This is a genomic window from Halobaculum magnesiiphilum, assembly GCF_019823105.1.
In the GTDB taxonomy this organism is placed as follows: domain Archaea; phylum Halobacteriota; class Halobacteria; order Halobacteriales; family Haloferacaceae; genus Halobaculum; species Halobaculum magnesiiphilum.
Genome location: NZ_CP081958.1, coordinates 2,597,708 through 2,623,067, shown reverse-complemented (window position 1 = coordinate 2,623,067; position 25,360 = coordinate 2,597,708). Strand labels below are relative to the sequence as shown.

General features: G+C 70.2%; 22 protein-coding genes. 14 read left to right on the top strand and 8 right to left on the bottom strand.

What is annotated here, in order from left to right; genetic code table 11:
* Nucleotides 1-176 precede the first annotated feature (176 nt).
* Nucleotides 177-1,256, bottom strand: a complete 1,080-nt coding sequence (locus K6T50_RS13425; protein WP_222607080.1) for a hypothetical protein — start codon at nucleotides 1,254-1,256, stop codon at nucleotides 177-179.
* A gap of 225 nt (nucleotides 1,257-1,481) precedes the next feature.
* Between K6T50_RS13425 and K6T50_RS13420 the strand changes: the two genes are divergently transcribed.
* From K6T50_RS13420 to K6T50_RS13400, 5 genes are all read left to right on the top strand, one after another.
* A complete protein-coding gene (locus K6T50_RS13420; RefSeq protein ID WP_222607079.1) occupies nucleotides 1,482-2,690 on the top strand; it encodes a substrate-binding domain-containing protein in 1,209 nt (402 codons plus the stop codon).
* A gap of 88 nt (nucleotides 2,691-2,778) precedes the next feature.
* A complete protein-coding gene (gene pstC / locus K6T50_RS13415) occupies nucleotides 2,779-3,906 on the top strand; it encodes a phosphate ABC transporter permease subunit PstC (RefSeq protein WP_222607078.1) in 1,128 nt (375 codons plus the stop codon).
* Nucleotides 3,906-5,561: a phosphate ABC transporter permease PstA gene (pstA, locus tag K6T50_RS13410; protein WP_222607077.1), complete on the top strand. Its 1,656-nt coding sequence runs from the start codon at nucleotides 3,906-3,908 to the stop codon at nucleotides 5,559-5,561. The genes pstC and pstA overlap by 1 nt, the downstream gene beginning before the upstream one ends.
* Nucleotides 5,558-6,481, top strand: coding sequence for a phosphate ABC transporter ATP-binding protein PstB (gene pstB, locus K6T50_RS13405; protein WP_222607076.1), 924 nt, complete (start codon nucleotides 5,558-5,560; stop codon nucleotides 6,479-6,481). The genes pstA and pstB overlap by 4 nt, the downstream gene beginning before the upstream one ends.
* A gap of 55 nt (nucleotides 6,482-6,536) precedes the next feature.
* Nucleotides 6,537-7,601 (top strand): AbrB/MazE/SpoVT family DNA-binding domain-containing protein, encoded by a 1,065-nt coding sequence (locus K6T50_RS13400; protein WP_222607075.1) that lies wholly within the window; start codon nucleotides 6,537-6,539, stop codon nucleotides 7,599-7,601.
* A gap of 113 nt (nucleotides 7,602-7,714) precedes the next feature.
* Here the strand turns inward: K6T50_RS13400 and K6T50_RS13395 are convergent, their stop codons facing one another.
* Both K6T50_RS13395 and K6T50_RS13390 read right to left on the bottom strand, forming a co-directional pair.
* Complete coding sequence (locus K6T50_RS13395) at nucleotides 7,715-8,281, bottom strand: plastocyanin/azurin family copper-binding protein (protein WP_222607074.1); 567 nt, start codon at nucleotides 8,279-8,281, stop codon at nucleotides 7,715-7,717.
* 319 nt (nucleotides 8,282-8,600) lie between these two features.
* On the bottom strand, nucleotides 8,601-9,662 hold the full coding sequence (locus K6T50_RS13390; RefSeq protein ID WP_222607073.1) for a glycosyltransferase family 4 protein: 1,062 nt from the start codon (nucleotides 9,660-9,662) through the stop codon (nucleotides 8,601-8,603).
* A gap of 143 nt (nucleotides 9,663-9,805) precedes the next feature.
* Between K6T50_RS13390 and K6T50_RS13385 the strand changes: the two genes are divergently transcribed.
* The 4 genes from K6T50_RS13385 (at nucleotide 9,806) to meaB (ending at nucleotide 14,594) form a co-directional block, all read left to right on the top strand.
* Entirely contained in the window at nucleotides 9,806-11,722 is a 1,917-nt protein-coding gene (locus K6T50_RS13385) for a S9 family peptidase (RefSeq protein WP_222607072.1), read from the top strand.
* Nucleotides 11,723-11,815: 93 nt separating this feature from the next.
* The gene (locus K6T50_RS13380) at nucleotides 11,816-12,997 is read left to right on the top strand and encodes a GAF domain-containing protein (protein ID WP_222607071.1); all 1,182 of its coding nucleotides are present in this window, start codon (nucleotides 11,816-11,818) and stop codon (nucleotides 12,995-12,997) included.
* Nucleotides 12,998-13,104: 107 nt separating this feature from the next.
* Nucleotides 13,105-13,530 (top strand): cobalamin B12-binding domain-containing protein, encoded by a 426-nt coding sequence (locus tag K6T50_RS13375; protein ID WP_222607070.1) that lies wholly within the window; start codon nucleotides 13,105-13,107, stop codon nucleotides 13,528-13,530.
* Entirely contained in the window at nucleotides 13,530-14,594 is a 1,065-nt protein-coding gene (gene meaB, locus K6T50_RS13370) for a methylmalonyl Co-A mutase-associated GTPase MeaB (protein ID WP_222607069.1), read from the top strand. Before K6T50_RS13375 ends, meaB begins: the two co-directional genes overlap by 1 nt.
* Before the next feature lie 56 nt (nucleotides 14,595-14,650).
* On the opposite strand, the gene K6T50_RS13365 is transcribed toward meaB, so the two are convergent.
* Entirely contained in the window at nucleotides 14,651-15,583 is a 933-nt protein-coding gene (locus tag K6T50_RS13365; RefSeq protein ID WP_222607068.1) for a branched-chain amino acid transaminase, read from the bottom strand.
* A 251-nt stretch (nucleotides 15,584-15,834) separates the two neighbouring features.
* Here K6T50_RS13365 and arcD point away from each other — a divergent pair, with 251 nt between their 5' ends.
* Together arcD and K6T50_RS13355 are read left to right on the top strand one after the other, a co-directional pair.
* Entirely contained in the window at nucleotides 15,835-17,274 is a 1,440-nt protein-coding gene (arcD, locus tag K6T50_RS13360) for an arginine/ornithine antiporter ArcD (protein ID WP_222607067.1), read from the top strand.
* A gap of 279 nt (nucleotides 17,275-17,553) precedes the next feature.
* The gene (locus K6T50_RS13355; protein WP_222607066.1) at nucleotides 17,554-18,615 is read left to right on the top strand and encodes a calcium/sodium antiporter; all 1,062 of its coding nucleotides are present in this window, start codon (nucleotides 17,554-17,556) and stop codon (nucleotides 18,613-18,615) included.
* Nucleotides 18,616-18,640: 25 nt separating this feature from the next.
* Here the strand turns inward: K6T50_RS13355 and ribB are convergent, their stop codons facing one another.
* Nucleotides 18,641-19,315, bottom strand: coding sequence for a 3,4-dihydroxy-2-butanone-4-phosphate synthase (gene ribB, locus K6T50_RS13350; RefSeq protein WP_225935326.1), 675 nt, complete (start codon nucleotides 19,313-19,315; stop codon nucleotides 18,641-18,643).
* Nucleotides 19,312-20,067 carry a DUF120 domain-containing protein gene (locus K6T50_RS13345; RefSeq protein WP_222607065.1) on the bottom strand — a complete coding sequence of 252 codons (756 nt, stop codon included), beginning with the start codon at nucleotides 20,065-20,067 and terminating at the stop codon, nucleotides 19,312-19,314. The genes ribB and K6T50_RS13345 overlap by 4 nt, the downstream gene beginning before the upstream one ends.
* 243 nt (nucleotides 20,068-20,310) lie before the next feature.
* On the opposite strand from K6T50_RS13345, the gene argS reads away from it, so the two are divergent.
* Both argS and K6T50_RS13335 read left to right on the top strand, forming a co-directional pair.
* Nucleotides 20,311-22,071 (top strand): arginine--tRNA ligase, encoded by a 1,761-nt coding sequence (gene argS, locus K6T50_RS13340; RefSeq protein ID WP_222607064.1) that lies wholly within the window; start codon nucleotides 20,311-20,313, stop codon nucleotides 22,069-22,071.
* A gap of 62 nt (nucleotides 22,072-22,133) precedes the next feature.
* On the top strand, nucleotides 22,134-22,349 hold the full coding sequence (locus K6T50_RS13335; protein WP_222607063.1) for a hypothetical protein: 216 nt from the start codon (nucleotides 22,134-22,136) through the stop codon (nucleotides 22,347-22,349).
* 37 nt (nucleotides 22,350-22,386) lie between these two features.
* Here K6T50_RS13335 and K6T50_RS13330 read toward each other — a convergent pair whose 3' ends face one another.
* Together K6T50_RS13330 and K6T50_RS13325 are read right to left on the bottom strand one after the other, a co-directional pair.
* Nucleotides 22,387-22,527 carry a hypothetical protein gene (locus K6T50_RS13330; protein WP_222607062.1) on the bottom strand — a complete coding sequence of 47 codons (141 nt, stop codon included), beginning with the start codon at nucleotides 22,525-22,527 and terminating at the stop codon, nucleotides 22,387-22,389.
* Nucleotides 22,528-22,583: 56 nt separating this feature from the next.
* Nucleotides 22,584-23,891 carry a P-loop NTPase gene (locus K6T50_RS13325; protein WP_222607061.1) on the bottom strand — a complete coding sequence of 436 codons (1,308 nt, stop codon included), beginning with the start codon at nucleotides 23,889-23,891 and terminating at the stop codon, nucleotides 22,584-22,586.
* Between the two features lie 172 nt (nucleotides 23,892-24,063).
* Between K6T50_RS13325 and prf1 the strand changes: the two genes are divergently transcribed.
* The gene (gene prf1, locus K6T50_RS13320) at nucleotides 24,064-25,329 is read left to right on the top strand and encodes a peptide chain release factor aRF-1 (RefSeq protein ID WP_222607060.1); all 1,266 of its coding nucleotides are present in this window, start codon (nucleotides 24,064-24,066) and stop codon (nucleotides 25,327-25,329) included.
* The last annotated feature ends 31 nt before the right edge of the window (nucleotides 25,330-25,360 follow it).

Here is a 25,360-nt window from a genome sequence, read left to right as displayed (position 1 = left end):
AACTTCCCGGTCCCTCGGTGAACTCCCCGCCCCCCGTGAACTCCCGGATCCCCCCGTGAACCCTCCTTCTCCCCCCGACCGACCGTTCGGGCACTCGCTCATGAACGTGTTGTTTTTGAGACAGTAGTTTCCGGATGTCGATCGAGTATCGTCACGACGGTGGCCGAAACTCCCGATTAGCTCGCCCGAGCCTCCTCCAGCGCCGTTAGCACGCTTCCCCACTCGACCGGCGGTTCGACCGTCGCCATGTCCTCGTCGATCGCCCGCAAGTTCCGGTCGTACCGGTCGTGCCAGGACTGCCGGGCGAGCTCGTCGAGGCGGTCGGCGGTCGCGGCGAGGCGGTCCTCGAGGTCGGCCGTCAGGTCCCGGACGGCCTCGTGGGCGGGGGCCTCGGGCTCGGCCCCGAGTCTCTCGTCGACGGTCGCCACATCGGCGGCCGCCGCGCGCAGGTCAGCGGCCTGCAGTTCCAACACGCGGCGGCGGAGCGTGCAGTCGAACCACGTTCGGGCGAAGGTGTCGTCGACGCCGTCGTCGCCGTCAGCGTCGGAGGCATCGTTGGCCTCGTCAGCGTCGGCGGCGTCCTGCGCGTCGTCAGCGTCGACCGCGTCCACCGCGTCGGCAAGGGACGCCGCATCGTCCTCCAGTGCCCCGACCGCGGCGGTCAGCTCCTCGACGTCCGTCCGGAGTTCGTCGTGTCGGACCGAGGGCCGCGCGATCCACCGTCCGAACGACTCGATCTCCGTCGTCAGTTCGTCCGCCTCCCCCTGGAGTCGCGTCGCCTCGGCGTGGATCCGTCGATCCTCGGCGGCGATCCGGTACAGTTCGACTCCCTCGCTCTCGGAGGGGTCCGCCGGAACGGCCGTGTCCTCGGCACGGTCGATGAGGTTCCGGAGGTCCGCGTCCAGCGTCTCCACGTCCGACTCGATCGACCCCACGCGTGCGGCGAACCCGTCCAGCCGGGCGGCGACGCTCGGTACGTCGGCCATCTCGGTCGCGTCCTCGCGCGCGGAATCGAGTTCCATCCCCGACAGCTCCACCCGGGTGGCGGGCGTCGAGACGACCTTCGAGAGGTGCGCCATCGCCGAGTCGACGCTCTCCCCGGTGAGGACGCCGTCGGCGGCGACTCCCCGCAGCGTCGCCGCGATCTCCTCGGGGTCTCCCGCGTCGGTCCCGTCCGTCGCGGCGACCGTCTCGGCGATGTCCTCGACGGCTCGACTCCCGATCCGGCCGTCCTCGGACCGCTCGGCACGTTCCATGCTCGGTCGAGGCTCGCCGCTACCGCGACAAATATTTTGTGTAGTTGACGTGTATACGTTCGGATACGTACCGACTCCGTCACCCACCGAGTCCTATATATCCCACGTGACCGGGACGCGGTGCTCTCATCGATACCTACCGCACCCGTGTCCTCCGGCGGAGTACCCGGGTCCGGGTACCCCTATTATAAACCCCTTTTTACTAATCCCGGAAGCGTTCAGGTGATGACGAAGGAGACAGCGGCTCGAAGCGAGTTCGTTTCGCGGAGGAAATTCCTCGTCGCCGCCGGCGCGGCCGGCGCGACTGGGCTCGCGGGCTGTTCCGGTTCCAGCGGGGGGTCCAACACCGATGCCTCGGACGGGTCGGGCGGATCGGGGGGCTCCGGCGGCTCGGACCAGGGAAGCTCCGACGGCGGCTCGGGCTCCCCGGTGCAGATGCTCACCGCCGAGGGTTCCTCGACGGTGTATCCCATCGCCAACAAGGGGAGCTCGTACTGGAACTCCAACCCGCCGGCCAGCGACGGCGAGTACTGGGGAAGCAACGAGGAGGAGGGCAACACCGTCCCCGGCTGGGACTCCCTCGCCGAGAACGGCGCCGAGGACATGCGCCTCGCGGACTACTTCGCCAGCCTGTACGGGTTCGAACCGACGGGTCAGCAGGCGACGCCGCCGTACCCCACCTCGGTCGGCCTGAGCCACTCGGGCACCGGCTGTAAGTCGGTCGTCGACGGCCTCGTCGACATCGGCAACTCCTCGGGTCCGATCACGGCCGAACTCGACTGGAGCGAGGAGAAGGCGAACGAGGAAGTCGTCGACCACGTCCTCGGGCGCGACGGCCAGCCGGTCGTCGTCTCCTCGGACATCTACGAGGCCGGCGTCACGCAGCTCACCGGCGAGGAGGTCCGCCAGATCTATCAGGACGAGATCGCCAACTGGAGCGAGGTCGGCGGTCCGGACCAGGAGATCTACGTCATCGGCCGCGCCGAGGGCTCGGGCACCGACACCGCGTTCCGCCTCAACATGCTCGGCTCCGCCGACGCGCCGATGCCCGGCGTCGACACCCGCTTCGGCCAGAACCAGCAGGTCGCGCAGGCCGTCCAGCAGAACGAGGGCGCCATCGCGTACATGGCGCTGGCGTTCACCAGCGAGTCCGTCCGCCCCATCGGGATCGAGTTCGAGGGCACGCTGTACGAGCCCGACAAGGACGCCGAGAACACCATCTTCGACTCCTCGTATCCGCTCAACCGCGACCTGCACCAGTATACGAAGATCACCGAGGACACGCCGAGCGGAACGGACATGCGCGAGGCGGCGTTCATGAACATGTTCCTGACCGACTTCGGCCAGCAGGTGTTCGTCGAGGCGAACAACTACATCCCGCTTCCGACGAAGGACATCGAGAACGAGTTCGAGAAGCTGCCCGACCAGGTCTGAGGCCGTAGTCACGGCGCTCGCGGTCGGTTCCGTCTCGCCTTCACATCGCCTTTGTTTCATAATTTCGACACATACGACACTTCCCACGATGGCACAACCACACAGATCCGAGCTGGGGATCGAACGGGTCGCCCGAACCCTACGGGGCGTCCGCGACTCCCTGGCCAACGAGGAGCCGGCCGCCGTCGCGACCGTCGGCGTCGTTGCCGGCGCGATGCTCGTGTCGCTGGCCGGATTCCTGGTCGCCTCCTCGCTGACGATCGTCCCGGTCGCGGTACTCGTCCTCTCCGCCGGCTACGGCTGGATCCGACATCAAGAACTGACCGCGAAGACGCTCGCGCTCGCGATGACGGTGTCGACGATCCTGATACTGATCCTCATCACGACGTTCATCTTCAGGGAGGCGATCCCCGTCTTCCTGTACGAACGAACGAGCGTCTTCGGCGTCTCGGTCCCCGGCCTCCGGATGTTCATCCAGCCGAACTGGGACGCCGTCTCCCCGCCGATCCGGTTCTCGATGGTGCCGATGATCCACGGGACCGTGATGGTGACGCTCGTCGCGACGGCGGTGGCGGCGCCGCTGGGGATCGCGGCCGCGCTGTTCATCTCCGAGATCGCCCCCGGACCCGTTCGCGAGGCCGTCAAGCCCGGCGTGGAGATCCTCGCCGGCATCCCGTCGATCGTCTACGGGTTCATCGGCTTCACCATCCTCAGCCCGTGGGCCTCCGACCAGTTCCGTATCCTCGGACAGGGGACGTACCTGTTCGTCGGCGTCGTGGTCGGACTGATGGCGCTGCCGACCGTCGTCTCGGTCGCCGAGGACGCCATCGGCAGCGTCCCGGAGTCGATGAAGTCCGGCTCGCTGGCGATGGGCACCACCGACTGGCAGACGATGACCTCGATCACGCTCCCGGCGGCGTTCTCGGGCGTCTCCGCCGCGGTACTGCTGGGCGTGGGGCGTGCGATCGGGGAGACGATGGCCGCGACCGTGATGCTCCGGGGCGTCCCCCGGCTCACGGACCCGATCTACAACGCCTTCTACGGACAGGAGACGCTCACCTCGCTCATCGCCCGGAACTACGGCGAGGCGGACGGGCTCCAGTTGAGCGCCCTGTTCGCCGCCGGCATCATCCTCTTCGTCACCGTATTGTTCCTCTCGATCGGCTCGCAGTACATCGAGGCGCGGATGCGCAGCAAGCTCGGGGGTGAGCAGTGATGGCGATCGGAACGGATACCGGAACTGGGACGCGAACTCGGGACCCGCTGGTCAAGGACGGCACCGAGGGGACCGGGGCGGTCGCGGCGGGCGCGGTCGGGCTCTCGGCGGTGTTGTTCGCCCTCTCGCTGGCCTCGCTGTTCGAGGCGCTGGCGCTGACCACGACCGTGGCGGGCGTCCCGCTCGTCACCCTCGCCGGCGGGGCGCTGGTGGCGCTCGGCGGCGCCGTGATGGCGTTCGGGATCGGCTCCCGGCTCGGCTACGTCGAGACGGAGCCGCAGGCGAGCGCGGGCATCGTCGCCGGCCTCGCGTTCGCGTTCGTCTGGTTCGTCGCCGCGGGCCTGGTGGCCTCACAGACCCTCGGCCTCGGGACCGTCGGGTGGTTCCTCGTGGCGGCGCTCGTCGGCGTCGGCGTCTTCGTCGTGTCGACGGCGACCCGCGAGGACGTCGGATCGACGCTGCCCGCGGGGGCGCTCTCCGCGTTCGCCGGGCTGGTCTTCCTCACAGGCGCCATCGCTCCCGGGTGGGTGTGGAACCTCGGATGGGCCCAGAAGGCCTCCTTCACCGGCGAGTTCACGGTCCCGGTGATCACGCTGTTCGTCTCGCTCATCGCCGGCTGGGCCGCGGCGAAGGCGTACGGCGGGTTCGGCGCCCGCGGGCGACACACCGGGGCGTACGTCCTGGTGTATCTCAACGCCCTCTCCATCGTGGGGGTGCTGTTCCTGCTCGTCGCGTTCACCGTGTACAAGGGGTTCAGCGGCGCGGTCAACGGCTTCGCGGTCGGCCCCGGCGTCGGCCCCGAGTCGACCGTCGTCCTGTTCGGCACCGCGATATCGTGGGAGTGGCCGTTCTACCTCCCGTTCGTGATGAACGGCGTCGGCCTCACCAACGAGTTCAACGGCGTGCTCCCCGCGATCGTCGGCACGGTGTGGCTCGTCGTCGGCGCGGTGCTGTTCGCGGTCCCGCTCGGCGTCGGCGCGGCCGTCTTCCTCACCGAGTACGCCGAGCGCGGGCGCTTCACGCAGGTGGTCGAGGTCGCCACCAACGGGCTGTGGTCGACCCCGAGCATCGTCTTCGGCCTGTTCGGCTTCGCGTTCCTCATTCCCCGGTTCGGGAACGGCAAGTCGCTGCTCGCGGGGATGATCACGCTCGGGTTCATGCTGCTCCCGCTGGTCGTCATCACCAGTCGCGAGGCGATGCTCGCCGTTCCCGACGAGTATCGCGACGCCAGCGCGGCCCTCGGCGTGAGCAAGTGGCAGACCATCCGGAGCATCGTTCTGCCGGCGGCGCTGCCCGGCGTCGTGACGGGGATCATCCTCGGCGTCGGCCGCATCGCGGGCGAGACCGCGCCCATCCTGCTGACGATGGCCGGGGGCGTGTTCGTCCCGGGCAACCAGACGGCGGACGTGATCGGCGGGTTCCGGTTCACCGGCTCGCCGCCGTTCGTGGAGAACCCCGTCCTGCTCGATGCGACGTCGGCGCTTCCGTACCAGCTGTACGCCCTCATCTCGGCGGGCGTCGGCGCCTCGGGCAACGTGAGCAACCCGGACGAGTTCAAGTGGGCGACGGCGTTCGTGTTGCTGGTCGTCGTCCTGTCGTTCTACGCGATCGGGATCGCGGCGAGATACTACTTCAGGAGGGAACTCAACCAATGAGCGAACCCACACAGAAACCGAGCGACATCGACACCGAGCGGAAACGGACCGGCGAAGGGATCGAGACGACGAGCGGCGAGACGGACGAGCGGGTCCGCGAGGAGTGGCGCGAGTTCGAGTTCGACGGAGCGACGAAGCTCTCCGTCGAGAACCTGAACGTCCACTACGGCGAGGACCACGCCCTCAAGGACGTCTCGATGGACATCCCCGAGAACAGCGTCACGGCCCTCATCGGCCCCTCGGGCTGCGGGAAGTCGACGTTCCTCCGGTGTCTCAACCGGATGAACGACCGTGTCAAGTCCGCGCGCGTCGACGGCTCCGTGTCGCTCGACGGCAAGGAGATCTACCAGGAGGGCGTCAACCTCGTCGAACTGCGCAAGCGCGTGGGGATGGTGTTCCAGTCGCCGAACCCGTTCCCGAAGTCGATCGAGGAGAACATTTCGTACGGCCCGCGCAAGCACGGCGACCTCGAAACCGGCCTGCTCGCGCGCTTGTTCGGTCGCTCCGATCAGGAGGAACGCGACGAACTCGTCGAACGGTGCCTGCGCGATGCGGCCCTGTGGGACGAGGTGAACGACCGCCTCGACGACAACGCCCTCGGCCTCTCCGGCGGGCAGCAACAGCGGCTCTGCATCGCCCGCTGTCTTTCGGTCGACCCGGAGGTCATCCTGATGGACGAGCCCGCCTCGGCGCTCGACCCGATCGCGACCGCGAAGATCGAGGACCTCATCGACGACCTGAGCGAGGAGTACACGGTCGTCATCGTCACCCACAACATGCAGCAGGCGGCGCGCATCTCCGACCAGACCGCCGTCTTCCTCACCGGCGGCGAACTCGTCGAGTACGACGCGACCGACAAGATATTCGAGAACCCGGAGTCACAGCGCGTCGAGGAGTACATCAGCGGCAAGTTCGGGTGATCGCCGTGGGCTCGCCACGCTCGACCGCGCCGACCGACACCCTCCGCCCGGACGGATGACGAGACGCAAGATCCAGCTCGTCGGCGGCGGCACCTACAGCGTCTCCCTGCCGAAGGCGTGGGCGGAGTCGCAGGGCGTCGACCCCGGCGACGAGGTCTCGCTGCACGCCCACCTCGACGGGGTGCTCGTCGTGGAGACGGACGCGGCGGCGGACGAGCCGGCGGGCCGCGGCCCTGTCGACCTCCCGGTCGACGGCGCCGATCCGACCCATGCGGGGCGGCTCCTCCGGGCGGCGTACGCCGCGGGCGTCGACCGGGCGACGATCGAGGCGGAGGACGGGTTCTCCGTCGAGACGCGCCGCGAACTCGAACGCACCGCCAGGGGGCTGACGGGGACGACCGTCGCCGACGGAACCGACTCGGCGATCACCGCGGCCACGCCGCTGGACCCGTCGGAGGTGTCGATCCGGCAGTCGGTGCGCCACCTGTCGTTCGTCGCGCTGTCGACGCACCGCGACGCGACGGCGGCCGTGCTCGACGGGGGGAGCAACGACGCCGTCGTCGACCGCGGCGACCAGGCGCGCCGCCTCCACGCGCTGGTCGACCGGCACTTCCGCCGCAGCCTCTCGCGGCTCGACGAGGTGGACGCGCTGGGGCTCACCCGGCCGGAGCTGTTCGACCTGTGGACGACGAGCCGGGAGCTCGAACGCGTCGCAAGCCGCGCGACGGAGCTGGCCGAGACCGCACGCCGGCTCGACGACTGTGTCGATGAGCGCGTCGCCGACGACCTCCGCGAGTGCGCTCGCGACGCGCGCGGCGTCGTCGAGGCGGCGGTCGACGCCGTCGTCGACGAGCGGGGGATCGCGTCCGCCCGCGAGGCGCTGGTCGCGCGCGATGACCTCCGCGAGGCGACGGAGGCGCTCGACCGCCGGCTGTTCGAGTCGGACAGGGCGGACCCCCGGCTGACCGCGGCCGTGAACGCCGTCGGCCGGACCGCCGACCACGGCGCGGCGATCGCCGAGGCCGGACTCCGGGCGGCCGTCCGACGAGCCGACACCGCCGCGGACGACGGGTCGCGCGTCGGCGACGGAGTCGGCGTGGCCGCCGGCGACGACGATTGACGCCTCTCCGTGTCGCATCAGGGGGCCCGGTCTCTCGTCGACGAGAGCGGGATCGAGAACGGCGGTCGGAACGATGTGTACCGTCGGCCGAATCCGACGGCGGGTCCCTTCGGTTACTCCTCGGGCGGCTCGTAGTCGCCGCCGTACTTGGTGAAGAAGAACGCGAGGCCGAGCGTCGACACCATCGCGATGAAGGAGGCGATGCCGAGGCTCTTGGCGGAGTCGGGGACCTCCGGCGGGCCGGCGGCCGTCGCCGTCGGCGTCGGGAGCTGTTCGACGACCTCGATGGTCCCGACCATCCCGACGGACGCGTGGGGCTCGCAGACGTACTCGTAGACGCCGACCGTTTCGAACGTGAACTCCGTGGAGAAGCCTTCGTCCTCGATCGGGGTGTGACCCTCCCAGGAGGCGCCTTCCGGCTGGCTGTCGACGGCGATGTTGTGGCCGCCGGAGACCCACTCGAAGGTCACGGTCGTGCCGGGCGTGACGTACAGGGGCTCGTCGGTTCCGGGGGTGAACTTGAGGCCGTCGCTGCCGGCGCCCACCTCGACGGTGCCGGAGCCGTCGGCCGTCGCCTGCGCGGCGGCGGTCCCCGATCCCGCGGTGACCGCGCCGGCGGCGGCGGTCGCGCCCGCCGCTCCGCGGAGGAAGCTCCGCCGGCTGAGCGTGTCGTCTTCCATGCACGCGGCTTGGCGTCTCCCGAACGTATATCCGTCGATCGAATCCGTGGCGGGACGGCGGAGAGGCGGAACGGTGGCGGCGCGGCGGCGGTGGCGGCAACGGTGCGGACGCGGCGATGCGGATGCGGTGCGGAAGTCACTGGCAGTTATACCGCGAGCGAGCCAGCCGGCACTCTCGTGAGCGAAGCGAACGAGAGTACGGAAGACGAGCGGAGCGAGTCTTCCGAAAGGCTGGCGATCGAGCGGCCTTTTGATCATGAACGGGTTTTGGCGGGGGTCGAGCGCGCCGGAGGCGCGCGAGGCTCCCGTGAAAAGCGGTTCAGAGCCAGCCGTGCCCCTCGATCGCGTCCTCGTAGCACTCGACCCATTCGGAGCGCACCTCGTCGTGGTCGAAGCCGGCGAACCCGTCGTTGGTCTCCCACTCCGGCAGCGAGCCGCAGGCGACGATCTCGTCGGCCAACTCCTGCGGGGAGGTGACCAGCCGGCCGCGGTCGAGCCCCTCGACGAGCTCGTGGGCGGACGAGCCCGCCTGGTACTCCACGATGCCGACGCAGCCGCACGCCAGCGCCCACAGCAACCCGGTCGCGAACGGCTCGTACGTCGCCGTCTGGGCGAACACGTGCGACCCCTTCAACACCGGGACGAACTCCGCCTCGTCCAGGTCGCCGAGGAACCGGACGCGGTCGTCGATCCGGAGGTCGGCGGCCATGCGCTCGGCGTCGTCGCGGGCGGGCCCGTCGCCGACGATCGCCGCCGTCCAGTCGCGGTCGCGAAGCTCCGCCAGCGCCAGGAGGAACTCGCCGACGTTGGCGTCGCCGTCGAGGTCGCGCCCCCACACCATGTCGAAGCGGTCGTCCGCGTCGGCCGACCGCACCAGGTCCATGTCGATGCTCTCGGGGATCACCCGGGCGTTCACGTCGCTGGCGCCGTGCTCGCGCACGGCGGTGCGGACCGTCTCGGAGGGCGCGATCACCCGGTCGGCGCGCGTCGCGGCCTTCCGGTACTGTCGGCCGGAACCGCGGTCGGGGTCGCGTTCCCACCAGTCGAGGACGACCGGGACCCGAAGCATCGCGGCGGTCGTCTTGGCGGTCGTCGCGTGACCCGGCGGCACCGACACGGCGTGGACGACGTCCGGGTCGACGCGGCGGAGGACGAACGGGAGCTTCGACCGGAACCGTCCGGACGAGGGACGATCGGTCACCGCGTGGTACTCGATGCCGTCCTGTTCGAAGTGCTCGATCTCGCCGCCCCACCACTGCGCACACAGCCAGTGGACGTCGTGTCCGGCGGCGGCGAGCCCGGCGGCGACGCGGCGCGTCCGGCGGACCGCGGGCGCGTCCCGCGTCGCCACCGTGTCCATCGAGACCACCGCGACGCGCATTGTGCGATCCGGTACCGGTGGGGGAATAAAAAGGGAGGCGATACTCCCCCGGGGTCGGGCGGCCGCCGGCGGCGCCCTGCCGGCGCGACCGAACCTGTTCGCCGACCCGAACGTTTTCGATGCGCGGCGGGGACTACTACGCCATGAGCGACCCGACCTACGACATCGAGCGCTACCTCAACGTGCGCTCGGCCCACGGCGCCGCGTTCGCCCCCGACGGCACCCTCGCGTTCCTGATGGACACCACCGGCACGCCGCAGGTGTGGAGCCTCGACGAGCCGGCCGCCTGGCCTGAGCAGCACACCTTCTACGAGGAGCGCGTCACGTTCGTGGACTGGTCGCCCGAGCGCCGCGAACTCGCCTTCGGGATGGACGAGGGCGGCGACGAGCGGATGCAGCTGTACCGGCTCGACCCCGATTCCGGCGTCGTCACCGAGCTGACGGGGATGCCCGAGGCGAAACACCGCTGGGGCGGCTGGTCCCACGACGGCGAGCGGTTCGCGTTCGCCTCGAACCGCCGCGACGAGTCCGTCTTCGACGTGTACGTGCAGGGGCGCGACGAGACCGGCGACGAGGCGGAGCTGGTGTACGAGGGCGACGGTTGGCTCTCGGTGGCCGGCTGGTCGCCCGACGACACGCGCGTGCTCGTCCACGAGGCCCACGCGAGCTTCGACCACGACCTTCACGTGCTCGACGTGGAGACCGGCGAACTCACCCATCTGACGCCGCACGCGACCGAGGCACGGTTCCAGAGCCCCGAGTGGGCGCCCGACGGCGACGGCGTGTACGTGTGCACCGACCACGCTTCCGACACGCTCCGGCTGGAGCGGATCGCGCTCGGCAACGAGGCCGGCGGCGACCGAGGCGGAACCGGCGGCGGGGATGGCGACGGAACCGGCGACAACGGGGACGGCGGAGCCGGCGGCGCGAGCGACGCCGACGGCGGCGGGACCCTCGGGGACCTGTTCGTCGTCGAGGACGGCGACGGCTGGAACGTCGACGGCGTCGCGGTCGACGAGGACACCGGCCGCGTCGCCTACTCGCGCAACGTCGACGGCTACACGGAGATCACCGTCGGGGAGCTCACCGCGCCCGACCGCATCGACCCGTTCGCCGAGCCGGACCTCCCGAGGGGCGTCGCCGGCGGCGTCTCCTTCGGCCCCGACGCCGACCGGCTGGCCGTCACCGTCACCGGCAGCACCGTGAACACGAACACGTACGTCGTGGACGTGAAACGGGGCGAGGCGACGCGGTGGACCCACGCCGCGACCGCGGGCATCCCCGAGGAGACGTTCGTCGAGCCCGAGCTGGTCCACTACCCGACCTTCGACGGGCGGGACATCCCGGCGTTCTTCTCGACGCCCGATGACGCCGGCGAGGGCGACACGCCCGTCATCGTCGACATCCACGGCGGGCCCGAGAGCCAGCGCCGGCCGTCGTTCAACGCCGTCAAGCAGTACTTCCTCAACAACGGCTACGCCGTGTTCGAGCCGAACGTCCGCGGCTCCTCGGGGTACGGGAAGGCGTACAGCCACCTCGACGACGTGGAACACCGGATGGACTCGGTCGCCGACATCGAGGCGGCCGTCGAGTGGCTCCACGATCACCCCGTCGTCGACCCCGAGCGGATCGTCGCTATGGGGGGCAGCTACGGCGGGTTCATGGTGCTCGCGGCGATGACGGAGTACCCCGACCTGTGGGCCGCCGGGATCGACATCGTCGGCATCGCCAGCTTCGTGACGTTCCTCGAGAACACCGGCGACTGGCGCCGCGAGCTGCGCGAGGCCGAGTACGGCAGCCTGGCGGACGACCGGGAGTTCCTCGAATCGGTCTCGCCGATCAACCACGTCGACGAGATCGCGGCGCCCCTGTTCGTCCTTCACGGCGCGAACGACCCGCGGGTTCCCGTCGGCGAGGCCGAACAGATCGTCGAGGAGGCCAGCGAGCACGTCCCCACGCGGAAGCTGATCTTCGAGGACGAGGGACACGGCTTCTCGAAGCTGGAGAACCGGATCGAGGCGTACCGCGCGATCGTGGAGTTCCTGAACGAGCACGTGTGAGGATTCGGACGACCGCCGGCGGCAGGTCGGCGCGAGCCCGGGTAGACGAATGAGTTATCTCTTTGGGATCCTTCATTAGCGACGGGACGATCGATGGCCACCGTACACGACGCGCGCGTCCTCGTCGCGGTGTCGGATCGGACGCCGAGCGACTACGGTGGGGACGTCGTCGAGGCGATCGAAGCCGGTCTGAACGCGACCGTCCTGAGCAAGCGCGGCTCCGTCGCCACGGAGTACCTCCGCGAGCTCGGGCCGACGCTCGATTGCGTCGTCGCCGTGTCCGACCGGTCGTCGTGCGTCGAGAACCTGGCGCCGGCGGCGGGGGAGGTGCCGCTGGTAGTGTACGGCGACGAGGTGCCGTCGGTTCCGGTCGACGAGGTCGTCGCCACCGACGGCGGGACGGACCTGCTCGCGCGCCGCGTCTCCGAGCGCATCGAGCGCGCCCGCGAACGCGACGCGCTCGCCGAGGCGAACACGAAGCTCTCGGCGCTCAACACGTACACCCGCGAGCTGACCGGCTGTGAGACCGTCCGCGAGGTGAGCGACACCGTGGTCGAGGCCGTCACGAACGCCCTCGGCCACGAGGAGGTCGTCCTCGCCATGCTCGACGACGGGACGTTCTTCCCGTACGGCCATACGCTCCCGAACGATTACGACGTCGAGGCCGACACCGACGAGGGGGTCATCGGACGCACGTACCGGACGGAGGAGACGCAGATCGTCAACGAGTACGACGCCGACCCCGACAAGATCCGCGACGCGGACGACGTGGCCTCGGTGCTGAGTACCCCCGTCGGCGACCACGGCGTTCTCCAGGTGACGACCGATCGTGAGGGGGCATTCGACCAGCAGGACGCCGAGTTCCTGGAGATCGTCGCCTCCCACGCGGCGGAGGCGCTCGCGCGACTCCAGCGGGAGGCGGACCTCCGCGTCGAACGCGACCGCCTCCACTACTTCTTCGACGGGATCAAATCGCCGGCCGTGTACGTGGAGTCGACCGACGGCGACGAGCCCGTCCTGGTGGAGGTGAACACGGCCTACGAGGCGCTGTTCGGCGCCGACGGCGTCGGCAACCCGGTGTCGGAGGGGTTCCCGACCGAGACCGAACGGGAACTGTTCGGCTTCGACGGTCCCGACGAGGTCGTCCACCGCGACATCACACGCGAGACGACCGACGGACCGGCCGACCTGATCGTCGGCGCGGTCCCGATCCCCCTTTCGGGGGTCGAGACCGCCGCGTTCGGGCTGTACGCCGCCGACGTGGAGTTCCCGTAGGACGCCACGCGGGGCCGGCGGACGGCCGCCGATCCGGACGACTCCCCGCCGGCGACACGTCATGGACGTCCGTTAAAGTCAACACCGGCGGCGTCCAACCGGATCGCATGAGTACGCAAGAACGAGAGACGGGGCGCCAGATCCGCTGTCTCATCGCGAAGGTCGGCCTCGACGGGCACGACCGGGGCGCACACGTCATCTCGCGGGCGTTCCGCGACGCCGGCTTCGAGGTCATCTACTCCGGGCTCCACCGCGCGCCCGACGAGATCGTCCAGGCGGCCGTCCAGGAGGACGTCGACGTCCTCGGCATCTCCATTCTCTCGGGGGCGCACAACACGCTCGTCCCGAAGATCGTCGACGGCCTGAAGGAGTACGACGCCTTCGAGGACACCCTGATCCTCGTCGGCGGCATCATCCCCGACGACGACCGCGAGGAGCTCCTCGAGATGGGCGTCGGCGCGGTCTTCGGGCCGGGGACGCCGATGGAGGAGACGATCGAGTTCGTCCGCGAGAACGTCCACGACCGCGAGTGATGACGGTCACAGGGACGGAGTCGTCGCTGGTCGACGACCTGCTGGACGGGAAACACCGGGCGCTCGCGCGCGTCATCACGAAGATCGAGAACCGCTCGCCGGGGTACCGCGACATCGTCTCCGCGCTCCACACCCACACCGGAACCGCGGACGTGATCGGGATCACGGGCAGCCCCGGCGCCGGCAAGTCGACGCTCGTCGACAAGCTGGCGAAGTCGTACCGCGACCGCGGCGAGACGGTCGGCGTCATCGCGGTCGACCCCTCCTCGCCGTACACCGGCGGGGCGGTGCTGGGCGATCGCATCCGCATGGCCTCCAACGTCGGCGACATGGACGTGTTCTTCCGGTCGATGAGCGCGAGGGGGACCCTCGGCGGGCTCTCGACGGCCACCGCGGACGCGGTAAAGGCGCTCGACGCCTTCGGCAAGGACAAGGTGATCATCGAGACGGTCGGCGCCGGGCAAAACGAGGTCGACATCGTGAAGACCGCCGACACGGTGTGCGTGCTCGTCCAGCCGGGGTCGGGCGACGACGTGCAGATGCTGAAGGCGGGCATCCTCGAGATCGGCGACGTGTTCGTCGTCAACAAGGCCGACATGGACGGGGCCGAGCGCACCGTCGCCGAGCTGGAGGAGATGATCCACATGCGCGAGAACCCCGCAGCGGGGCTGGACACGGGCCACCACGGCCCCGTCGACGAGGAGGAGATGGCGGAAGTGGCGCTCGACGAGCAGGACGAGGAGGCGTGGGACCCGCGGGTCGTCGAGACGGTCGCCACCGACGCCACCGGGGTCGACGAGCTGCTCGACACGCTCGGCGAGCACGCCGAGTGGCTCCACGAGACGGGCCGGATCGACGAGCGGGCGCGCACCCGGTACGCCGAGGAGATCCGACAGCTCGTGCGGGCGGACACCGCCGGCCTGCTCGAGGAGGTGATCGAGGCCCGCGGCGGGATCGAGGCGCTCGCCGACCGCGTGCTGGCGAGGGAGACGGACCCGTACACGGTCGCCGACGAACTGGTCGAGCCCGTGCGCGAGTGCGTGGACGAGGAACTGGAGCGGTAGATCGGTCGGTCACGCTGAGGGGGCCGTGACCTCGACCGAGATCGGAGGGACCCGATCTACACGTACGTGAACCACTCCTCGTGGTCGTCGGTGCGACGCTCCACGAGGTCAAAGAACGCGGTCTGCAGCTCCTCGGTGACCGGCCCGCGCGAGCCGTTGCCGATCTCGACGTTGTCGACCTGCCGGATCGGGGTGACCTCCGCAGCCGAGCCGGTGAAGAACAGCTCGTCGGCGGTGTTCAGCTCGCCCCGGGAGATGCTCACGTTGTCGTGGACGGTGTAGCCGCGCTCGCGCGCCAGCTCGATCACCGTGTTACGGGTGATGCCGTCGAGGATCGACTCCGAGAGCCCGGGCGTGAATATCTCGCCGTCGCGCACGAGGAAGATGTTCTCGCCGGGACCCTCCGCGACGTTGCCCTCCTTGTTGAGGACGATCGCCTCCTTGTAGCCGTTGCGGCGGGCCTCCTCGCCCGCGAGCAGGGAGTTGACGTACAGCCCCGTCGTCTTCGCGTTCGTCGGGATCTGCGAGGAGGAGTGCTTGCGCCAGGAAGACACCATCGCCTTGATGCCGTTCTCCAGGGCGTCGTCGCCGAGGTACGCGCCCCACGGCCACGCCGCGATCGCCACGTCGGTGGGACAGTCGCCCGGCGAGACGCCGAGGCTGTGATAGCCGTAGTAGGCGATGGGGCGGACGTACGCCGAGTCGAGGTCGTTGCGGCGGATGACCTCCATCGTCGCCTCGGTGAGCTCCTCCCGGGAGTAGGGGATCTCCATGTCGTACGGCTTCGTCGACTCGAAGAAGCGGTCGAGGTGCTCCTCCCAGCGGAACACCGCCGTCCCCTTCTCGGTGTCGTACGCGCGCGCGCCCTCGAAGACGCCCGTGCCGTAGTGTAATCCGTGCGTGAGGACGTGCGTGGTCGCGTCCTCCCAGTCGACGTACTCGCCGTTTTGCCAGATGGTGTCGACGTCCATCTCCGCGAAGCCAGCCATACGCGGTCGCAGGATTTGCCGGACAATAAATACCACAGAAACACCGGGCGTCCACCCCCTGCTCGTCTCCCCCGCCCGCGTCGCCGCCGCGGCGTCCCCGCGGCGTCACAGTTCCGTCGCCGCCTCGCCGCTCCGTCACTTCCCCGTCACCGCATCGACACAGTCCCGGTTTCGCCGGCAACGACCCCCATTTACGACCATGAATAATAAAGACGTGTAGTTTAATTACCTCAGTGAATTACGGACCGGTGATGGATACGCAACCGCCACGCGCCGACGAGCCCCACGGCGACGCGCGGCGGCCGACGTTCGGGGAGGCGCTCGTGCCGCTCGCGGTCGTCGTCGCCTCGTTGGCCGTCGGCTCGGGGCTGCTCAGCCTGGCCCCGCACGGACCGCTGCTGTGGAGCATCGCCTTCGCCGGGCTGTTCGCGCGCTACCGGCTCGGCTACGACTGGGACGGCGTGTACGACGCCGCCGAGGGCGGCCTGCGGATGGGCATGCAGGCGATCCTCATCCTGTTCGTCATCTACGGGCTGATCGCGACGTGGACCAGCGCCGGCACGATCCCGGGGCTCATGTACTACGGGCTCGGGCTGCTGTCGCCGGCGGTGTTCCTCCCCGTGACGGCCGTGCTCGCGGCCGTCGTCGCCTTCGCGATCGGCTCGTCGTGGACGACCGTCGGGACGCTCGGCGTCGCCTTCATCGGCATCGGCTCGGGACTGGACGTGTCGGCGCCGATGACCGCCGGCGCGATCGTCTCGGGCGCGTATGCCGGCGACAAGCAGAGCCCGCTGTCGGACACGACGAACCTCGCGGCCGCGGTGACGAACACCGACCTGTACGACCACATCAACGCGATGCGCCTCGGCACCGCCGTCGCGTTCGGCCTCTCGGTCGTCGGCTACGCCGTCCTCGGCGCGTACGCCGTGACCGGCTCCGGCGGCGACCCTTCGGCGATCACCGGGCCGCTCGCGTCGACGTACGCGCTCGGCCCGCTGGTGTTCCTTCCGCTGGTGGTCACGTTCGGCCTCGCCGTCCGGGGGTACCCCGCGCTGCCGGCGCTGATCGCCGGCGTGTTCGCGGGCGCCGGGACGACAGTGCTCGCGCAGGGGCGCTCCTTTACCGCCGCCTGGGACGCCTTCCTGAACGGCACCGCCCCGGAGACGGGAAGCGAGCTCGTCAACGGCCTGCTGGCGACGGGCGGGCTCGCGGGCTCGGGCTGGACGATCGCCGTCGTCGTGGCGGCGCTGGCGCTGGGCGGGCTGCTGGAGGGAACCGACGTGCTCGCGGTCGTCGCCGACCGCCTGGCCGACGTGGTGTGGTCACGCAACTCCCTCGTGGTCGGCACCGGCGCCTCCGCACTGCTCACGAACGCGTTCACGGCCCAGCAGTACATGAGCATCGTCGTGCCGGGCGTGAGCCTCCGGGGGCTGTACGACGAGTACGGGCTCGACTCGCGTGACCTCTCGCGGGCCGTCGAGGCCGCCGGCACCCCCACCGGACCGCTGTTCCCGTGGCACGCCGGCGCGGTCTTCATGGCGGCCGCGCTCGGCTTCGAGTCGTCGTGGGCGTTCGTCCCGTACTACTTCTTCGGGCCGCTGTCGGTGCTGGCGCTGGTCGGGCTCGCGCTGGCCGGGCGGGCGACGACGCCGACGGAGGCGCCGGCGGGGGCCGTTCCCGCGGACGACTGAGGCGAGACGCGAGCGAAGCGAGCGTCTCGGAAGAACCGCGGCGAGGTCTTCGGGCCGAGCCGCGCACGAATCGGGCGCGACGCGAGGCGAAGCCGAGCGTCTCGGAGTACGGCGGAGCGGTCCTGTGCCGCTCCGCCCATAACCGACACAAGGTCGACCGGAGGGGTCCCCCGGGAACGACGCGGGCGTTCCGACCGCCCGGTCCCGGATCTCGACCGGCGACCACGCTCCCCCGGCCCGAAGGTTGATTCCTCGACATCCGGACGGTACGGTCGAACGATGATACAGGGCGGGACGCTCGTGCAGGTCGGGGTCATCGTCGTGTCGGTGCTGGGGCTGTGGATCGGCGCGCGCCTCCTCGTGGACGCGGTGATACGGCTCGCCCGGCGGTTCGGGCTCTCCGAACTCGCCATCGGCCTCACGGTCGTCGCGATGGGCACGTCGACGCCGGAGCTGTCGGTCTCGCTCGACGCCGCGACCAACGGCCTCGGCGACATCGCCGTCGCGAACGTCCTCGGGTCGAACGTCTACAACCTCGCGTTCGTCCTCGGCGTCGTCGCGCTGATCCGAATGATCCCGATCGCCGAGACGCTGGTTCACCGGGACGGCCTCGCGCTGCTCGCGAGCACCGCCGTCGGCGGGATCGCGCTGGTCGACCTCGCCATCTCCCGCGTCGAGGGCGCCGTGCTCGCCGGGCTGTTCGTCACGTACACCGCCTATCTGCTCCGGGCCGAAGGCGGGTCCACGGCGGCGGGAGCGGAGACCGAGGACGAAGAGCCGGAAGTGGAGCCCGAGGCGGGCTCCGCCCCCTCGGACGTGAAACCCGGATCCGATCCGGGGACGTTCCCCGGCGACGCGGCGACGACCGACATCACGGGGCGAGTGTCGTTCCGCGGTCGCGACGCGCTGGTGCTCGTCGGCGGGCTGGCGCTGGTGCTGGTGAGCGGCGACTACATGGTCGCCGCGGCGTCGACGCTCGCGCGCGGGGCCGGGATCTCCGAGTGGGTGATCGGCGGGACCATCGTCGCCGCCGGCACGTCGACTCCGGAGTTCGCGGTGTCGCTGGTGGCGCTGAGCCGGGGGAGCCTCGGCGTCTCCGTCGGCAACGTCGTCGGCAGCAACGTGTTCAACATCACGGGGATCATGGGGGCGGCGGCGCTCGTCCGGCCGCTGGCCGTGTCCGCGAACGCGCTGGAGACGTTAGCGTGGCTGGCCGGTGTCACGGTTCTGATGGTCGCCGCGCTGTGGACCGGGCGACGGCTCTCCCGTCCGGAGGGCGCGCTGTTCGCGGGGTCGGAGATCGGTCGATGGGTACTCGGGCTGTTCGGGCTGCTCGGCTGAGTCGCCGGCGGCGGGAACGTGGACGCTACCGCAGCGCCTCGACCAGCTCCTCGCCCTCGACGTACGGGAACCCGTGGCGCTGTGCGTACTCGCGGGCCGCCCGCGTCGACAGCGCCCGGCCGGTCTCGTCGTCGAGCATCTCACAGACGACCGCCGCCGGCGGCTGCCCGGTCTCGGCGGCCATCGCGAGCCCCAGCTCGGTGTGCCCCAGTCGGTCCGAGAGCCCGTCGGGGGCGCCCCGGAGCACGTGAACGTGGCCGGGCGCGCGGAACTCCGCGGCGAACTCGTCGGGGCCGTACTCGACGCCCGCCTCGACGGCGGAGGCCATCGAGGCTAGCTCCGTGATCGTCAGCGCGCGGTCGTCGTCGGTGATCCCGGTGAAGGTGTCGCGGTGGTTCACCGGCAGCGAGAACGACGAACGGTCGTCGTACGCGAGGTCGTGGCTCGCGGCCGCCGGGTGGTCGATCTCCGCTTCGAGGAACGGGAGGTCGGCGGCGTCGGCGACGGCGTCGGAGACGGCCACGCAGATCAGCCCGCCGGCGTCGTTGCGCATGCGCGCCACGTCCGCCGGCTCGACGGCGCCCGCGGGGTACACGAGGTCCGTCTCCCCCTCGCGGTCGTCGAAGTCGTGGACGAGCACCGGCTCGCCAGCGCGGAAGGCGGCGAGCGCGCGGTCCAACCGGCCGGCCTGCCGGCTCACGCCGACCCCCCGGCGTCAGCGGCCTCGGCCGACGGGGCCGGCTCGTCGGCGCGCTCGGCGTCGGTGACGCGCACGCGCACCTCGTCGCCGTCGGCCAGGTCCAGCTCCTCGCGCAGCTTCGCGGGCGCGATGAGTTCGAGCTGGTCCTCGTCGTGGTGGGTGCGCTCGGGCACGATCACGTGCGCCGGCGCGAACGCGTCGCCGTCGGCGCGCACCTCGGCGGCGTAACACGTCGCCGGGCCGAACGTGCGCTCCTCGTCCTCCCAGCCGTCGATCGGGATCCCGTCGACGGAGTCCAGCCCCGCGCGGGCGCGGACGGCCGCCTCCGAGAGCTCGACGTTCAGCGTGCCCGGGAACGGCTCGTAGCCGAGGCGCTCGACGAACTGCTCGTGGTAGCCCGACAGCTGGATATAGTGGCGGCCCTCGCCCATCCCGGAGGTGACCGTCCCCGACAGCGAGAGGCCGGCCTCGCCCTCGAACAGGCGGCGGTAGTCGGCGTACTCGCCGCGCAGGCGACGCTCGCCGGCGTCGGTCACCGTCACCCACTGCCCGTCGCCGACGACGTCGCGTTCGAGCAGTCCGGCGGATTCGAGCCGCTGGAGCCGCCGCGAGGCCGTCTGGCTGGAGGCGTCGAGGCGCTCGCCGAGCGTCGAACAGGAGACCTTCACCGGCTCGCGGAGCCCGCCCCGGAGCGCGACCGTCTTCAGCGCGGCCACCTCGTCGTGGCCGACGGCGGTCGTGGAAGTGCTCATTGCCCACAGTTCGGGGGGCGCGACCCAAAAGCATACCGAATTCGGTATGCATAACAGAATCGTTACGGAGCGTCACGCGACCGGGATTCGTACCGATGCTGTGGGCGCGATACACCAAAAGGCGTCGGTGCCGGCGAGCCGGGTCGCGTCCGGTGAACGGGAACGAGAACGGGACGCGGTTGCCGCCGCGGTCGGCGGTGCGGTTCGGAAACCCATTTATCGGCGGCGGGGAAAGCCACGCGCATGTTCAGACAGTTCCGGTCGGCCGTGGCGGCGGCGCTCTCGGACGCGCTCGCCGACCTCGGCTACCCGACCGACGACCTCGGAATCGAGGACCCGCCCGACGGCGTCGACGCGACGCTCGCCTCCAGCGTCGCCTTCCGGCTGGCGAGCGAGGCGAGCGCGCCGCCGCCGCAGGTCGCCGGCGAGGTCGCCGAGGCGGTCGACGTGGCGGCCACGGAGTACCTCGCGCGCGTCGACACCAGCGGCCCGTACGTGAACTTCTTCGTCGACGACGCCTACCTCGCGGACACGCTCGACGCCGCCCGTGACGCCGAGTTCGGCCGACTCCCGCGGAAGGACGAGTCCGTCGTCGTGGAGCACACCTCCGCGAACCCGACTGGCCCGGTTCACGTCGGCCGCGCGCGCAACCCCATCATCGGCGACGCAGTCGCCAACGCCGTCGAATACGCCGGCTACGACGTGGACCGCCACTACTACGTCAACGACGCCGGCCGCCAGATGGCGATCTTCACGTGGGCCTATGAGACGTTCGACGAGTCCGACCTCCCCGAGCCCGCCCGCGACAAGCCCGACTACGACCTCGTGCGCTACTACCGCAAGGGCAACGAGGTGCTGGAGGAGGGCGACGAGGAGACGGTGGAGGCGGCCGAGGCGGAGATCGCCTCGATCCTCCAGGGGCTCGAATCGGGCGACGAGGACACCTACGAGCGCGTCGGCGAGGTCGTCGACACGGTGCTCTCGGGGATGGAGGCGTCGCTCGCGCGCCTGCCCGCCGAGTTCGACCAGTTCGTCAAGGAGACGCGCTTCATCCGCGACGGCTCCTGCGACGACGTGGCACGGCGCCTGAAGGACCTCGACGAGTCCGTCCTCGAGGAGGGCGCCTGGCAGGTCGACCTCTCGGCGCACGGCTACGAGAAGAAGCTCGTGTTCCTCCGCTCGGACGGTACCTCGCTGTACACGACGCGGGACCTCGCACACCACGAGTGGAAGTTCGAGAACTACGACCGCGCGGTGACGGTGCTGGGCGAGGACCACAAGCTCCAGGCCGGCCAGCTTCAGGCCGCGCTCGAGCTCCTCGGCAACGACACCGACCGCCTGCAGTCGATGTTCTACTCGTACGTGAACCTCCCCGAGGGGAAGATGTCCACGCGCGCGGGCACGGCGGTGAACCTCGACGACCTGCTCGACGAGGCGATCGACCGCGCCCGCGAGGAGGTGGAGTCGCGCATGGACGACCGCATCCGCGACGACGACCTGAGCGAGGAGGACGTCGAACGCATCGCCCGGCAGGTCGGCATCGGCGCCGTCCGCTACGACATCGTCAGCAAGCAGCCCACGAAGTCGATCACCTTCGAGTGGGACCGTGCGCTCGACTTCGAGGCCCAGTCGGCGCCGTACGTCCAGTACGTCCACGCGCGTTGCTGCGGGATCGTCTCGGAAGCCGGCGAGGAGGGACTGGCCCCTGACGCCGCCGTCGACCCGGAGGCGCTGTCCACGCCCGAGGAGCGCGACCTGCTGAAGGTCGTCGCGCGCTTCCCGGCGGTCGTCGAGGAGGCCGCCGAGGACCTGGAACCCCACCGGATCGCCACCTACACCCGCGAGTTCGCGGAGACGTTCAACGCCTTCTACCGGGAGTGTCCGGTGCTCACGGCCGACGACGAGGCGACCCGGGAGGCGCGCCTCGCGCTCGTCGCCGCCGCGCGCCACACGGTCGCCAACGCCCTCGACGTGCTCGGGGTCGAGGCGCCGGAGTCGATGTAAGGCGGGGCGAGACGGGGGTGGCAGGCCAAAAAGCTGATACGGCCTCCTGATGTGCCGCCGGCATGACCGACCCCGGCGCGAATGGCGTGTCCTCCGAACTGGTTTCCGGCGAGTCGCTCGCCGTCGTCACGATCTGGCTGCTCGTGTTCGTCGTCGCCGACGCGCTGCTGTCGAGCGTCGCCTCGACCGTCGCGGTGGCCGGGCTCGCCGGCGGCGTCGCGTTCGTGCTCTCGTGGCGATATCTCCGAGTGAGACGGGGGAAAGAGTCGTCGTCGTAGCCGTCGTTGCCAGTTCCGGTCGTCGTTGGGTTCGTCGTTACGCCAGCGGCAGCAGCATCGCCGGATCGATCAGGCTCCCGCCGACCGAGAGCACCGCGATAGCGCCCAGCCCGAGCGCGAGGACGATGAAGACGAGGATCCACCAGATCGGCACGGAGTCGTTGCCTGCTTCGCTCATACTCCCGAGAGGTGGCGGCGACGAAAAGAAACTCCCGATCCGCCTCCCGCGGCGGCCTACGACGACCGGAACAGCCGACCGAGGAAGCCGCCCCCGTCGCGGCCGTCGTCCCTCTCATCCTTCTCGTCGCCGTCGCGCTGCTGTTTCGCCTCCTCCGTGCGCTCCTTGCTCTGCTGGGCGAAGGGGATCACGTCCTCGCCGATGTCGGCGGACTCGCCCGACTCGGCGTCCTCGACGGTCGCGACCTCGTCCTCGTCGTCGTTCCGGCGGGCGTCGTACTCCGCCTCGTCGAGCACCGTCGTCCGGGCCGCGACGGCCGCGTCGTCCTCGGCGTCGTCGCCGGCGGGCTCGTCGTCGAGGATGACGGCGTCGTCGACATCCGGCTCGGGGTCGACCTCCGCGTCCGCGTCGGTTTCCGCTTCGGCGTCCGCGTCCGGGTCGACTTCCGCTTCCGCGTCAGCTTCCGCTTCCGCGTCGGCCTCCACGTCCGACTCGGCTTCCACGACTGACTCGGCTTCCGTGAGCGTCTCCTCCGGTGTCTCATCCGCCGAGTCCGCCTCCTCGTCGACCTCGGGCAGGTCGAGCGCGGCTTCGGGTGCCTCGTCGGCCGCGGGGATCGTGTCGTACGCCGGGTCCTCCGGCGTCGCCTCCGAGTTGTCCGGCGTCACCGCGGGCCGGATCGGCTCGCCGGTGAGCGAGGACGCCAGCGACCGGAACGCCGCCGCGGCGTCGCTGCCGGGGGCGTACGCCGAGAGGGGACTGCCGGCCGCCTGCGCCTCGGCGACCAGGGGATCGTCCGGGATCGCGCCCAACACGGGCACGTCGATGTCGCCGGTCTCCTCGTCGCCCTCGGCCTCGTTGAGTGCGAGGCCGACGACCTCGCCCTCAAGCTTCTCGGTGAGGTCCTGGGTCTTGCGGGTGTTCGCGAGTCCGTCGCGCGTCGGCGTCGACACCAGGAGGACGCCGTCGGCGACCGACAGCGGGAGCGCCGTCTGGTGGGTCAACCCGGCGCCCGTGTCGACGATCACGTAGTCGACGCCCGTGATCTCCTCCAGCACGTCGACGATCTCGCTCGGCTCGGCCTTCCGGAAGTGCTCCAGGCTGTCGCCCCCGGGGAGCACCGCGAGGCCGTGTGGCCCCTCGCGGGTCGCCTCGGCGGGGTCGGCCTCGCCCGCGAGCACGTCGTGCAGCGTCGTCCCCTCCGGGTCGACGCCCAGGGACGGGCCGAGGCTGGCCGATCCGAGGTCGGCGTCGACCGCGACGGTCTCGTAGCCGGCGGCCGCGAGCGTGGCCGCGAGGTTGGCGGCCGTCGTCGTCTTGCCGACACCCCCCTTCACGCTCGCGACGGCGTAGATCTTCGGCATTTACCGTTGCTACTGCGGTCACACGTGATAAATGTGGGTCCCGTCGCTCTCCCCCGGAGCCGGAGCGGCTTCACGATCTGCGGCCGACGATCCGGCCGGCGGCGGCGCGCATGCGGTGTGTCACCGTGGTATTCAACAGGTACTTACCCCGCGGCCGGCGAACTAGAGCGTAATGAGCAGCGACGCCCAGGAGGGGCAGGCGAGCGAGGACCGCCGGAAGTACGAGTTCCGGAAGGTCCTCGACGAGCTCGACGACTTCGAGGGCTCGGGCACCCAGCTCGTCACGATCTACATCCCCGACGACAAGCAGATCTCCGACGTGGTCGCTCACGTCACCCAGGAGCACAGCGAGGCGTCCAACATCAAGTCCAAGCAGACCCGGACGGCCGTGCAGGACGCGCTCACCAGCATCAAGGACCGCCTGCGCTACTACGACGTCTACCCGCCGGACAACGGCATCGTGATCTTCTCGGGCGCGGTCGACTCCGGCGGCGGACAAACCGAGATGGTGACGAAGGTGCTGGAGTCGCCGCCCGAACCGATCCAGTCGTTCCGCTACCACTGCGACTCGAACTTCCTGACCGGGCCGCTGGAGGACATGATGACCGACAAGGGCCTGTTCGGGCTCATCGTCCTCGACCGGCGGGAGGCGAACGTCGGCTGGCTCAAGGGCAAGCGCGTCGAGCCCGTCAAGTCGGCCTCCTCGCTCGTGCCCGGGAAGCAGCGGAAGGGTGGTCAGTCGGCACAGCGGTTCGCCCGCCTGCGCCTGGAGGCCATCGACAACTTCTATCAGGAGGTCGCGGGGATGGCGAACGACCTGATGGTCGACAAGCGCCACGACCTCGAGGGCATCCTCGTGGGCGGCCCCTCGCCCACGAAGGACGAGTTCCTCGACGGCGACTACCTCCACCACGAGCTGCAGGACCACGTCATCGGGAAGTTCGACGTGGCATACACCGACGAGTCGGGCCTGTACGACCTGGTCGACGCCGCGAGCGACGTGCTCGCCGACCAGGAAGTGATGAAGGACAAGCGGGAGATGGAGGAGTTCTTCGAGAACCTCCACAGCGGCGACAAGGCCACCTACGGCTTCGAGGAGACCCGCCGCAACCTGATCATGGGCTCGGTCGAGCGCCTCCTCCTCTCGGAGGACCTCCACCACGACGTGATCACCTACGAGTGCCCGAACGGCCACGAGGAGCGCGAGGTCGTCGAGCGCCGCCACTCGACCCCCGACCACGAGTGCGGGGAGTGCGGCGAGACGGTCTCGGCGAACGAGGCCGGCGAGCGCGAGGACATCGTCGAGCACCTCATCGAGATCGCCGAGCAGCGCGGCACCGAGACGAAGTTCATCTCCACCGACTTCGAGAAGGGCGACCAGCTCATGGACGCCTTCGGCGGCGTCGCCGGCATTCTCCGCTACTCCACGGGCGTGTAACCCCCGACGACTGACCCCTCCTCGTCCCCCT